Origin of the sequence: Lentzea alba (genome assembly GCF_047445655.1) — a bacterium.
GTDB lineage: Bacteria > Actinomycetota > Actinomycetes > Mycobacteriales > Pseudonocardiaceae > Lentzea > Lentzea alba_A.
Map to the genome: position 1 here is coordinate 290344 of NZ_JAJAEG010000006.1, position 12007 is coordinate 302350.

The window sequence follows — 12007 nt, forward strand, 5'->3', positions numbered from 1 at the left end:
CAGGTAGAACGGTCACCGATGGTTGTCGCGGGCAACCGATGCCCAACTGGGCTTTCTCAAACCGAACCAGACAAACGCACAGGTTATTGCGGCGAACTTGACAGGACGCGCAAAGTCTTCTAAGCGAGAGCGGAGTGCGACCGAGCGTCGCTTTCCGTCACCGTTTCGAATTCGTGAATTCGCATGCGTGCGCCTTGCGGTAGGCCGTGGGTGTGGTGCCCACCTCACGCCGGAAGACGGCGCGGAAGTTCGACCCGGTGCCAAAGCCCGCAACTGCGGCGATGCGGTCCACAGGCCAGTCCGAGGTCTCCAGCAAACGCCGTGCGCTCAACACCCGTTGCATAGTCACCCAACGCATCGGCGAGTACCCGGTCTCCCGTTCGAAGTGGCGGATGAACGTCCGGCGGCCGAGGTTTCCGCGTTCGGCCAGCTGATCCACGGTGATCGGCTCGCCGAGGTGCTCCATGGCCCAGGACCGCACCTCGGACAGGTCGGCGCGGACCGGGCTCAGCACGTCGACGTACTGCGGCTGCGCCCCGTCCCTGACCGGGGACGCGACGACCTCCTTGCCCGCCTCCACCGCGGCCGCGACTCCGAAGTCGGAGCGGATCAGGTGCAGGCATGCGTCGATCCCCGCGCCACCACCGGCGGAGGTGAGGAAGTTGCCGTCCTCCACGAAGAGCCGGTTCTCCACCACTTTCACCAACGGGTGCAGCGCGCGCAGGGGTTCGAGATACCTCCAGTGCGTGGTCGCGTCCCTGCCGTCCAGCAGATCGGCGGCGGCCAGCGCGAACGTGCCGGTGCAGATGGCGGCGATCCGCGCGCCACGGCCGGCCGCCTCGCGCAGGGCGTCGAGGTACTCGCCGGCGGGCTTGATCTCCGGGTTCTCGTAGCCCGGTACCACGACGATGTCGGCGTTCGGCACCTCGGACACGTCCTCCGCGCACACCCGGACGTCGTAGCCGGACTGCGTGCCGAGCACGTGCGCGGGGATGCTGAGGTCGAGCGGGTACACGTCTGGCAACGCCAGGATCGCGACGGTCAGCACGGCTTCGACCGTACTCCCGGTGTCACGATCCTTGCGGTTTACGGCATCAACGGCGGTGGAGTCCTGGTGGGGGATTCGCGAGGCTCGATCTCATGGAAACTCAGAACTTCGGTGTGCCGTGGGAAGCCGTGTACGGGTACCAGCAGGCCGTCAAGCACGGCGACACCATCTACATCTCCGGCCAGCTGTCGCACGACGGCGCCGACTTCGTGGCTCCCGCGCCGGTGGTGGACGGCCGGGTGACGGACTTCTCCGCCATGGAGGCCCAGATGCGGCAGACCTACGCCAATGCGGCCGAGCTGCTGAGCCGGTTCGGGGCGTCTTTGGAGAACGTGGTCGAGGAGGTCCTGTACGTGCTCGACATCCCGGCTGCGTTCGCGGCCGCGGGCCCGGTGCGCAAGGAGATGTACGGACGGCCTGATCCGCAGGTCGCGAGCACGCTGGTGGGCACGACCGGGCTGGCCCTTCCCGAGCAGCTCATCGAGATCAAGTTCATCGCCCGCGTCTGAACAGGGGTTATCTTGGCGGGATGGCACCCGTGCACACGCCCGGACTGACGAGGTTCCGGACGCACGACCTGCCTGGCGCGCGCCGGCTCGCCGGGTGGGAGGAGCACAACGCCCGCGCGCTGGTCGGCCTGCGGGCGCAGCCTTTCAGCGATCGGTTCGAGGGCACGGAGGTCAACCTCACGCTGCCGCGCCTGCAGGTGGCGCGGGTGACCGGAACACCGCACGCCGTCGACCGGGACGTCCGGCAGATCGCCGTGCACCCGGCCGACAGCGTGGTCGTCTACTTCGCGCTGGCAGGTGCGAACCAGTTCTCGCACCGGGGCGGCGACCAGCTGATCACGCCTGGTCAGGCGCTCGTCGTGGACGGGGACCAGCCGTTCCGGCGGACGTTCTCCCACGGTCTCACCGAGCTCGTGCTCAAGGCGCCGCGTGCCCTGGTGCGCGAGTTCCGGTCCGGCACCGTGAAACCGCAGGTGTTCAGCTTCGAGGACGACGCGCACGCGCGGGCGTTGGTGACGGCGTTGTCCGGGGCGTTGCGCGGCGGCCCGGCCGACTGGGACGGGCTGGAGAACGTCGCGACGGACCTGCTCGGCGCGCTGCTCGGCGGAGGGTGCTCAGCCGCCGCTGATCTGGCCGCCGCGCACGCGTTCATCGCCGCCCACCTGCACGACCAGGACCTGTCCGCGAGCCGGATCGCCGCCGCCGTCGGGTACTCGGAGCGGCACCTCTCCCGGCTGTTCTCGAAGTCGGGGCAGAGCGTGCCGCAGGCGATCCTGCACGCCAGGCTCGACGCGGCCCGGCGTCTGCTGGCCGAGCCCATCTCGTTGGCCGAGGTCGCCGCACGGAGCGGTTTTGTCTCGCAGGCGCACTTCTCCCGCACGTACAAGGCGCGGTTCGGGACCACCGCTCGTGAGGACCGCCGCGCGTTTTTGCCTGAATCCGCCACGTCCGGGCGCTGAGCCCTCGCGACGGTGGTGGACACGTCACCGTTTCGGCATGGTGACTTTCCACGACGGCCACGCCGACACCGCTCCCCCGACAGACACCGCGGTCGAGACCGATGTGCTGATCGTGGGATCGGGCCCGGCCGGAGCCTCCGCAGCGCTGTTCCTGTCCACGCTCGGCGTCCCGAACGTCATGATCACGAAGTACCGGTGGACGGCCAACACCCCTCGCGCGCACATCACCAACCAGCGCACGATGGAGATCTTCCGCGACGTCGGCATCGAGGACCAGGTGCTCGCCGACGCGACCCCGCACCACCTGATCGGCGACACGGTGTTCTGCACGTCGATCACCGGCGAGGAGATCGGCCGCATCCTGACGTGGGGCAACCACCCCGCCCGGCACGCCGACCACGAACTCGCGTCGCCGTCGCTCAACTGCGACATCCCGCAGACCTACCTGGAGCCGATCCTCGTCCGCAACGCGACCGCGCGTGGCACGCAGACCCAGTTCAGCACCGAGTACCTGGGGCATGTGCAGGATGCCGACGGCGTGACCGTGCGGGTGCTGAACCGGCTGACCGGCGCCGAGTACACGATTCGCGCGAAGTACCTCATCGGCGCGGACGGCGCGCGGTCCGCGGTGGCCGCTGACCTGGACCTGCCGTATGAAGGGCAGATGGACGTCGCCGGGTCCATGAACATCACGTTCAAGGCCGACCTCTCCGAGCTCTGCCGGCACCGCCCTTCGGTGCTGTACTGGGTGATCCAGCCCGGCGCGAACGTCGGCGGCATCGGCGCCGGTCTCGTGCGCATGGTCCGGCCGTGGAACGAGTGGCTCATCGTGTGGGGCTTCGATCTCGCGCAGGGCGTGCCCGAGGTGAGCTCCGACGACGCGTTGCAGATCGTCCGGAACCTCGTCGGAGATCCGGGGTTGGACGCGGAGATCACCGGGATCTCCTTGTGGGGCAACAACGAGCAGTACGCGACCCGATTGCAGCGCGGGCGGGTGTTCTGCGCGGGCGACGCCGTGCACAAGCATCCGCCGTCGAACGGGCTCGGCTCCAACACGTCGATCCAGGATTCGTACAACCTGGCGTGGAAGCTCGCACTGGTGTTGAACGGCCAGGCGGGATCGTCGCTGCTCGACACCTACACGGACGAGCGCGCTCCCGTGGCTGAGCAGATCGTGTTGCGCGCCAACAAGTCCGCTCGTGAGTTCGGCGCGTTGTTCGAGGCGCTCGGCCTGGACGCGACTTTGGACGCCGAGCAGATGAACGCCCAGATCGAGGAACGCAAGGACAGCAGCCTGACCGGTGCCGCCAAGCGCGCCGCCGTGCGGGAGGCCATGGAGCTGAAGAACTACGAGTTCAACGCTCACGGCGTGGAGATGGGCCAGTCGTACTCGTCCAGCGCCGTGGTTCCGGACGGGTCAACTCGTGCTGAGCCGGCCCGTGATCCCGAGTTGTACTACGAGCCGTCGACCTGGCCGGGAGCCCGGTTGCCGCACGCCTGGGTCGGTGACAGCAGGCGCAAGCTCTCCACGCACGACCTCGCGCCGTACGGCCAGTTCACGCTGCTGACGGGCATCACGGGTGACGCGTGGGTCGACGCGGCGAAGAAGGCGGCCGACCGGCTCGGTGTCGTGGTGGAGACCGTCGTCATCGGTCCCGGCCGGCCGGTGACCGACCTCTACTTCGACTGGTCCCGGCTGTCCGGCGTGGACGAGGACGGTGCCGTGCTGGTGCGCCCCGACAAGCACGTCGCCTGGCGCTCGGCATCGCTTCCCGCCGATCCCGAGGCCTCGTTGATGTCCGTCCTGGCCACGGTGCTGAGCCGGGAGGAGAGCGCATGAGCTGGCAGCACGTCACGCTCGGCCAGCGGGTGCTGTTCGGCACCGGAGAAGCTGCAGCTCATCTTGCTGCCGAAGTCGAACGCCTTGGTGCGCAACGGGTCCTGTTGATCGCCGAGGAGGGCATCGCGGACGAGGTGACCTCGAAGGTCGACGTGGCGGCGCGCGTCACGGACGTTGCGCCGCACGTACCTCTCGCGAATGCTCAGCGCGCCCGTGAGCAAGCCGCTGGCGCGGACCTGCTGGTGAGCGTCGGCGGTGGCTCCACGACCGGCCTCGCCAAGGCCGTCGCGCTGACCACGGGACTGCCCATCGTCGCCGTGCCCACGACCTACGCGGGCTCCGAGGCGACCAACGTGTGGGGCCTGACCGAGGCTTCGCGCAAGACCACCGGCAGCGACGACCGCGTCCTGCCCGTGACCGTCATCTACGACGCGGCCCTCACCGCGTCGCTGCCCGACGACCTGGCGATCGCGTCCGGCTGCAACGCGCTGGCCCACTGCGTCGACTCGATGTGGGCGCCGCGCGCCGATCCGATCAACCAGGCCCTGGCCACGGCAGGCATCCGCGCGTTGAGCAGCGGTCTTCGTGCGATCGGCAGCCTGGCGGGCCGGGAGCAGACCCTCTACGGCGCCTACCTGTCGGCCGTGGCGTTCGCCTCCGCCGGTTCGGGGCTGCACCACAAGATCTGCCACGTCCTCGGCGGCGCCTACGACCTGCCGCACGCCCAGACGCACACCGCGATCCTCCCGTACGTGCTGGCGTTCAACGCTCCGGCGGCTCCTGATGCGGCTGGTCGTGTTGCTTCCGCGCTCGGGGGCGATTTGATCTCGTTGTACGACGAGATCGGCGCCTCGCACGTGCTGCGCGGCGTACCCGATGTCTCCGCGGCCGCCGATCTGATCCTGCCGTCCGTCCCGGTGTCGAACCCCCGACCGGTCACCAAGGAAGACCTGGTCACGCTGCTCGCCGCCGCCACGGCGGGCCTCAACCCGAGTGGAGCTTTCGCATGACCTCCGAAGCACAACGGCGCATCGAGGAACAGCTGACCGCGGAGGTCGTCGCGTCGTTCGCCCGCACACCCGACCCGCGCCTGAAAGAGCTGATGGAGTCGCTGGTGCGGCACCTGCACTCGTTCATCCGCGAGGTGCGCCTGACCGAGGCGGAGTGGACGCGCGCCATCGAGTTCCTGACCGCGGCCGGCAACATCACCGACGACAAGCGGCAGGAGTTCATCCTGCTCTCCGACGTGCTGGGCGCCTCGATGCAGACCATCGCGGTGAACAACGAGGCCTACCGCGACGCCACCGAGGCCACCGTCTTCGGCCCGTTCTTCGTCGAGGACTCACCGATGGTCGGCAACGGCGGCGACATCGCCGCGGGAGCCGCCGGAACCCCGTGCTGGGTCTCGGGAACCGTCCGCGACACGGACGGCAACCCGATCGCAGGCGCTCGCATCGAGGCGTGGGAGGCCGACGAGGACGGCTTCTACGACGTCCAGTACACCGATGGTCGTGTCTCAGGCCGAGGTCATCTCTTTTCTGAGGACGACGGCAGCTACGCCTTCTGGGGCGTGACCCCGACGCCCTACCCGATCCCGCACGACGGCCCGGTGGGCGCGATGCTGGATGCCGCCGACCGCTCTCCCATGCGCGCCGCCCACCTGCACTTCATGGTCACGGCTCCCGGCTTCCGCACCCTGGTCACGCACATCTTCGTCGACGGCGACCCGCAGCTGGAGATCGGCGACTCCGTGTTCGGTGTGAAGTCCTCGCTGGTCAAGCAGTTCGTGTCGCAGCCTCCGGGCACCCCGACGCCGAACGACCGGGCGCTGGGCGACAAGCCGTGGACCAGCGCCCGGTTCGACATCGTGCTGGCGCCTAGCTAGTCCGGTACAGCTCGGTGACCTCGCGGACCTCGCCGGCCAGCCGCTCCTGGATCTGAGCGAAGAACCGGGCGTTGCGCACGACCTTGGTGTTGCGTTTGAACAACGGCCGCTTCACGTCCTTCCGGAACACCGAAAGGCAGTCCGAGAAGTCCGTACCGCCCCACGGAACCAGCTCCTGCACCACAACCCGCAACCCGCCGGCCTCCGCGTACTTGCGGAACTTCTCCGCCGACATGGTGGGCGCCCGCCAGTGCTCGTTGCCAACGGTCAGCTCCCCGGTCCGCTGATCCCGGTAGGAGTCGATGTTGGAGTGGTGGAACACCCCGGTACCGCCTGGCCGCAGCTTGCGCCCGAGCTGCGCCAGGTAGGACTCCAGCACGTCGTGCTCGGCGTGGACCAGCGAGTCCCAGCTGAACACGAAGTCGATCGACCCGTCCTCGATCATGTCGAGCGACTTGCCGTCGTTGACGTGGTAATCGATGTGGTCGTACTTGGCGAACCGCTCCTTGCACGCGTCAATGCACTCCTGCGTGAGGTCGACCAGCGTCAACTTCTCACTGGACGGCACGAGGAACTGCGTCGCCCGGCCGAAGCCCGGCGCGATCTCGAGCGTGTGCGCCGACGGCAGGAACGGGCTGACCCGCGGCTGCAGGAACCAGGCCCACATCGCCTCGGTACCACCGAAACCGACGGACCACTCGTCCCCCTTGTCGGTCCAGTCGTAGTTCGCCCACCGATTGTGGTTTTCCTCGACACTCGGCATCCTGCACCACTTCCTGGGTTTGCCTCGGGTGCGGTGCAGGCTACCTCTCCCGGTTCGGAATGGGGCGGGTTCGCGGTGACGCGTACCGGTGAAGTCAGGTCAGCGCGGCCGGAGCGGACCCGGCCACCTGCGAACTCGGACCGACTGCGAGACGTCAACCGGCGTGCACCCCGCGTCACACGACCGGGCGGGCCGCTCCCCCGCGGACCGGCTGGTCCGCGGGGGAGCGGCTCTCACGCGACCAGCCCGATCGCCGGCCGGTTCCGCCCCTCGAACCCGGCCAGCCTGATGGTCTCGGCCACCTCACCGCTGGCGCCGGTGATCTCGATCCGCAGACCGGACCCCCGAGCCTGGTGCGCCATCAACAGGCTGCGCATTCCCGCGGCGGGCAGTGCGGTCAGCCGTTCGACGTCGAACAGCAGGCTGCGCACGGGAAGCAGGGCCACCGCCTCGATCAGGCGCTCCAGCCTGGGCACCGCCTCCTGGCCCGCGTAACCCGTCAAGGTCACCGTTGCCGAGTCGTCGTCCATCTCCACCCTGGTGTACAGCGTCATCGTCCTGTCTCTCCTTTCGGGACCGCCTCCAGCACGACGGCTGATCGCGGTTCGAGCGTTATCCGGTCCTCGACTCCCGCACGGGAACCGGACGTGTCGGCGAACAGCCGCCATTCCATGCCGTCCGGCGCGGCGGGCACCGGTGTCCAAGCCGGCTCCCAGTGGGCGTTGGCCGCCAGGAACACGGCATCACCGGGGACCTCGAACGTCAGGCCGGCCACCCGCCCGCTCAGTGAGCTCGTCACGCCGTCGAACGTGCCCGAGCGCAGTGCCGGGTGCGCCCGGCGGAACGCGATCAACGCCGCGGTGAACTCCACCAGGTCCCTGTTGCGCGAAGCCAGGTCCCAGTCCACCCAGGACAGTTCGTCGTCGTGGCAGTAGGCGTTGTTGTTGCCCTGCTGGGTCCGGCCGAACTCGTCGCCCGCGACCAGCATCGGCACACCTCGGGCCAGCAGCAGCAGGGTCAGCGCGAAGCGGGTGAGCTTTCTGCGCAGTGCCAGCACTTCCTGGTCGGTGGTCGGGCCCTCATGGCCGCAGTTCCAGCTGTGGTTGTGGGTCTCGCCGTCCGCGTTGTGCTCGCCGTTGCGTTCGTTGTGCTTGTCGTTGTACGAGAACAGGTCCGCCAACGTGAACCCGTCGTGCGCGGTCACGAAGTTCAGCGACGCCAGCGGGCCGCGGCCGGGGAACAGGTCGGGTGAGCCGGTCAGCCTGCACACCAGGTCCGGCCCGACGTCCTCGTCGCCCTTCACGAAGCGCCGCACCGTGTCCCGGAACGCGCCGTTCCACTCGGACCAGCGGTCGTAACCGGGGAACGAGCCGACCTGGTACAGGCCGGCCGCGTCCCACGCCTCGGCGATGAGCAGGGTGTCGCGCAGCAGCGGATCGGTCGAGATCGCCCGCAGCAGTGGCGGATCGGCGAGCGGTGTGCCGTCCTCGCCCCTGGTCAGCGCCGCCGCCAGGTCGAACCGGAAGCCGTCGACGTGGAACTCCGTCACCCAGTACCGCAGGCAGTCCAGCACGAACTCGACCACCTGCGGGTGGTTCGCGTTGACGGTGTTGCCGGTGCCGCTGTAGTTGCGGTAGCCACCGTGTTCGTCGAGCAGGTAGTAGACCTGGTTGTCCAGGCCGCGCAGGGAGATCGCCGGCCCGTTGTCGTTGCCCTCCGCGGTGTGGTTGAACACCACGTCCAGCACGACCTGGATGCCTGCGGCGTGCAGTGCCCGCACCGTCGACTTCAGCTCACGTGCCGCGTCGCCGCAGGCGTACCCCTGCTTCGGCGCGAAGTAGCCGACGGTGCTGTACCCCCAGTAGTTCCACAGCGGCTGACCGGTCACCGGGTCGTACCGGTCGTTGGCGAGCTCGTCGAACTCGAACACCGGCAGCAGCTCCACGCAGTTCACGCCGAGCTCCACCAGGTGATCGACCTTATCGGCGAGACCGGCGAACGTGCCGGGCGACGCGACGCCCGAGGACCGGTGCCGGGTGAAGCCACGCACGTGCAGCTCGTACACCACCAGGTCCTCCACCGGCAGGCGCAGCGGCCGATCGCCCTGCCAGTCGAAGTCGTCGGCCACGACCCGGCTGCGGTAGCGGAACCCCTCGAACGGCTGACGCTGCTCGCCCCACCGCTGACCGCCACCGCCGACCGCGCGGGCGTGGGGATCGGCCACCACCCGGCCGGGGTCGAACCGGTCGCCGGGGCCGTCCGGTCCCCACACCCGGTAGCCGTACTCGATCCCGTCGGGGTCGAGGCCCCGCACCGTCATCGCGTAGACCCCGCCGGTGCGGCACTCCGGTGGGAACGGCACCTCGGCGAACGGTTCGGCCGCGCCGGTGCGGTACAGCACCAGTGCCACGTCGGTGGCGCCGGCGGATCGGACCGCGAAGGTGACGCCTCCCGGCACCGCGTGAGCGCCCAGGGGTTCGGGGGCCGCGGGGACGACCCGCAGCCCCGTCAACTCCGCTGTCACGACGCGACCAGCCTGGCCCGCACCCGCACCGGTGACCTGGAGTCGGGCAGCTGCACGGTCAGCGCCGCGGCGTCGAACCGGTCCCACGGCCGGTCGTCGATCTCCACCGACTGCAGCCGCACCGAGCCCGGCGGCAGCGCGTCCGGTGCGACCCTGAGCACCCGTCCGGCGAACCCGTCCGGCTGCGGCCGGAACCACAGGTCCAGCGAGTCGCGGCGGATCAGCAACCGGTCGTACGTCTCGGCGAGGAAGCACAGCTCGGCCGCGTGGTACATGGACATCGAGTGGCTGCCCTTGAGCCGTTCGGTGCCCAGCAGGTAGGGCGTGCCGTCGGCGAGCACCATGAAGTACACGCCGCCCTCGTCGTGGTCGAGGAAGAACGCGTTGTAGAACGCCGCCGACTCCCGCGCGTGGCGCAGGAACTCCGCATCGCCGGTCATGCCCGCGAGGATCATGTACGCCAGCACGCCCTGTTCCTGCTGCCACCACGCCTTGCGGTCGTGCCAGGTCAGCCGGTGGCCAGGAACGTCGGTGCGGGGCGAGCGCTCCATCACGTCGTACCAGCCGCCGCGCTGGGCGTCCCCGCCCGCCAGGGGCATGGTCCGCGCGATGCCGCCGGCCAGCTCGGTGTAGGCCGCGTCCGGGCGGATCGCGTTCATCCGCATCAGGTTCCAGACGATCTTCAGGTTGTGCCCGACCACCGCGCGGTCCTGCTGCCAGCCCCACTCCCGGTCCGGCGTCCAGTCCGCGTGGAACCGCTCCTGCACGAACGGGCTCGCCGGGTCGGGGAAGTGCTTGACGATCAGGTCGAAGCACTCCCTGAGCATCTCGGCGTCCTGCCTGCGGCCGGCGGCGAGGTAGAGGTTGATCAGGTACGCGGGCGCGTGGTCGCCGATCGAGTTCCAGTTCTTCCTGGACCTGTTGGGCCCCAGGGACTCGTGGTGCGGCGACAGGTGCACCGGGTCGACGTGCGAGAAGTAGCCGCCGTGCACGTCGTCGCGGAAGAACCGTTCGAACAGCCGCAGCGTCGCGTCCACATCGGACAGGATCGCCGGATCGCCGGTGACCCGGTAGGTCTGGGTCGGGCCGACGAGCGCGTAGATCTGCTCGTACGCGGGAATGGCGCGGAAGTCGTCGCCGAACTCCGACGAGAAGAGCTTCGTCACCGTGCTGCCGCCGACGTCCAGACCGTGGTACCAGTACACGACGTCGTTCTCGGTGTCGGCGAACCGCAGGTTCTCGCGCAGGTAGCGCGTGCCCTTCTCGGCGGCGTCCAGGAAGTCGTCCTCCCCGGTCAGCATGAAAGCCGACGCCATGCCGTAGACGAGCCGGGAGATGGTGTCCGTCTCCTGCACGTGCCTGCCGCTCTTGTCCCCGCCCAGCCGCAGGATCGTCCGGTAGTCGGCGTAGTCGATCTCGCCGGTGCCGAACTGCGCCCTGCGGTAGAACGTGGCCAGTTCGCGGAGCTGAGCGGTCCACCAGCCGGGTTCGGCGAACGCGTACCCGCCGGGTTCCCTGCCGAGGAACACGATCCTCGTCGCGTCGAAGACGTGGCCGGCGCCGGTCGGCGAGTAGATCCCGTGCACGAGCACGTGCCTGCCCGGCGTCAGCAGCTCCAGCCGGCGCGAGGTGAGGTCGACGTGCGGCTCGCCGAGGTTGCGCACCAGTTCGGCGGACGCTCCCCCGACGCCGACCCGCACCGTGCGGCCGTCGCTGGTGCGCAGGTCGACGAGGTTCCGTTCGGGGTGCACGGCGTGGACGTAACCGGCGACCAGGTCGGAGATCCGCACGCCGGACAACGGAGTGAGGGGCTCAGCGGACATGGCTCGCTCCCTGGTTCGTGACGGAGGATCGCCACCACCGCATCGCCCGCCCGGCCGTCCTGGCGGCGAGCAGGTCGATCATGGTGCGGGCGAACAGGTGGCAGTGGTCCGCGCTGCGGGCCGTGACCAGGTCGGCGCTGACCACCACGTCCTGGTCGACGTACTGCGCGCCCATGTTGCGCGCGTCGGAGATCAGGTTGTTGTGGCACGTCACCGCCCGGCCGGCGACCACGTCGGCGATCGGCGCCACCAGCCACAGGCCGTGGCAGATGATTCCCTTGAGCACAGCGGGATTGGCGAACGCGCGGCGCAGCAGGTCGACCGCGGGTGCGGTGCCGCCGGGGCTTTCGGCGTAGCGCAGCCGGTCGGACACCATGCCCGACGGCACGATCAGCGCGTCGTAGCCGGCCAGCCGCTCGTCGTCGACCAGTTCGAGGTCACCGTCCACTGTGAACGGGAGGTGGTGCTCGTGCCCGACGAAGGTGATGCTGTCCTGGCCCCACAACCGGGTCAGGAACTCGACCCGCGCACCCTCCTCCGCGAACCTCATCCGGTAGTAGTCGATCTCCGGCTCGACGTAGTCCGTCTCCATCAGAATCGCGATGGTGCGCCCGGTCAGCGCGCCGCCTTCTCGCAGGATCGTCGTGTCCATCCCG

11 protein-coding genes are annotated in these 12007 nt (G+C 69.3%); 5 read left to right on the plus strand and 6 right to left on the minus strand.

The genetic code is table 11. The features are described from left to right. Positions 1–157: 157 nt before the first annotated feature. A complete protein-coding gene (locus LFM09_RS12335) occupies positions 158–1048 on the minus strand; it encodes a GlxA family transcriptional regulator (protein ID WP_414096528.1) in 891 nt (296 codons plus the stop codon). Positions 1049–1140: 92 nt separating this feature from the next. On the opposite strand from LFM09_RS12335, the gene LFM09_RS12340 reads away from it, so the two are divergent. The 5 genes from LFM09_RS12340 to LFM09_RS12360 are packed head-to-tail and all read left to right on the plus strand — an operon-like array spanning position 1141 to position 6241. Further along, complete coding sequence (locus LFM09_RS12340; protein ID WP_414096529.1) at positions 1141–1557, plus strand: Rid family hydrolase; 417 nt, start codon at positions 1141–1143, stop codon at positions 1555–1557. Positions 1558–1577: 20 nt separating this feature from the next. After that, entirely contained in the window at positions 1578–2516 is a 939-nt protein-coding gene (locus tag LFM09_RS12345; protein ID WP_414096530.1) for an AraC family transcriptional regulator, read from the plus strand. Between the two features lie 37 nt (positions 2517–2553). Then, complete coding sequence (locus LFM09_RS12350; RefSeq protein WP_414096531.1) at positions 2554–4356, plus strand: FAD-dependent oxidoreductase; 1803 nt, start codon at positions 2554–2556, stop codon at positions 4354–4356. Further along, positions 4353–5366, plus strand: coding sequence for a maleylacetate reductase (locus LFM09_RS12355; RefSeq protein WP_414096532.1), 1014 nt, complete (start codon positions 4353–4355; stop codon positions 5364–5366). The genes LFM09_RS12350 and LFM09_RS12355 overlap by 4 nt, the downstream gene beginning before the upstream one ends. After that, on the plus strand, positions 5363–6241 hold the full coding sequence (locus LFM09_RS12360; protein WP_414096533.1) for a dioxygenase: 879 nt from the start codon (positions 5363–5365) through the stop codon (positions 6239–6241). Before LFM09_RS12355 ends, LFM09_RS12360 begins: the two co-directional genes overlap by 4 nt. Here the strand turns inward: LFM09_RS12360 and LFM09_RS12365 are convergent. The 5 genes from LFM09_RS12365 to LFM09_RS12385 form a co-directional block, all read right to left on the minus strand. Beyond that, complete coding sequence (locus tag LFM09_RS12365) at positions 6234–7004, minus strand: class I SAM-dependent methyltransferase (protein ID WP_414096534.1); 771 nt, start codon at positions 7002–7004, stop codon at positions 6234–6236. The genes LFM09_RS12360 and LFM09_RS12365 overlap by 8 nt on opposite strands. Positions 7005–7237: 233 nt before the next feature. Further along, positions 7238–7558: an STAS domain-containing protein gene (locus LFM09_RS12370; protein WP_414096535.1), complete on the minus strand. Its 321-nt coding sequence runs from the start codon at positions 7556–7558 to the stop codon at positions 7238–7240. After that, positions 7555–9528, minus strand: coding sequence for a glycogen debranching protein (locus LFM09_RS12375; protein WP_414096536.1), 1974 nt, complete (start codon positions 9526–9528; stop codon positions 7555–7557). Before LFM09_RS12375 ends, LFM09_RS12370 begins: the two co-directional genes overlap by 4 nt. Further along, the gene (locus LFM09_RS12380) at positions 9525–11351 is read right to left on the minus strand and encodes an AGE family epimerase/isomerase (RefSeq protein WP_414096537.1); all 1827 of its coding nucleotides are present in this window, start codon (positions 11349–11351) and stop codon (positions 9525–9527) included. Before LFM09_RS12380 ends, LFM09_RS12375 begins: the two co-directional genes overlap by 4 nt. After that, entirely contained in the window at positions 11341–12003 is a 663-nt protein-coding gene (locus tag LFM09_RS12385; protein WP_414096538.1) for a DJ-1/PfpI family protein, read from the minus strand. Before LFM09_RS12385 ends, LFM09_RS12380 begins: the two co-directional genes overlap by 11 nt. Positions 12004–12007: the final 4 nt, after the last annotated feature.

Excerpts from the sequence above, each read along its gene's own strand:
- LFM09_RS12340 (WP_414096529.1), top strand. The coding sequence starts at position 1,141 with ATGGAAACTCAGAACTTCGGTGTGCCGTGGGAAGCCGTGTACGGGTAC.
- LFM09_RS12345 (WP_414096530.1), top strand. The coding sequence starts at position 1,578 with ATGGCACCCGTGCACACGCCCGGACTGACGAGGTTCCGGACGCACGAC.
- LFM09_RS12350 (WP_414096531.1), top strand. The coding sequence starts at position 2,554 with ATGGTGACTTTCCACGACGGCCACGCCGACACCGCTCCCCCGACAGAC.
- LFM09_RS12355 (WP_414096532.1), top strand. The coding sequence starts at position 4,353 with ATGAGCTGGCAGCACGTCACGCTCGGCCAGCGGGTGCTGTTCGGCACC.
- LFM09_RS12360 (WP_414096533.1), top strand. The coding sequence starts at position 5,363 with ATGACCTCCGAAGCACAACGGCGCATCGAGGAACAGCTGACCGCGGAG.
- LFM09_RS12365 (WP_414096534.1), bottom strand. The coding sequence starts at position 7,004 with ATGCCGAGTGTCGAGGAAAACCACAATCGGTGGGCGAACTACGACTGG.
- LFM09_RS12370 (WP_414096535.1), bottom strand. The coding sequence starts at position 7,558 with ATGACGCTGTACACCAGGGTGGAGATGGACGACGACTCGGCAACGGTG.
- LFM09_RS12380 (WP_414096537.1), bottom strand. The coding sequence starts at position 11,351 with ATGTCCGCTGAGCCCCTCACTCCGTTGTCCGGCGTGCGGATCTCCGAC.
- LFM09_RS12385 (WP_414096538.1), bottom strand. The coding sequence starts at position 12,003 with ATGGACACGACGATCCTGCGAGAAGGCGGCGCGCTGACCGGGCGCACC.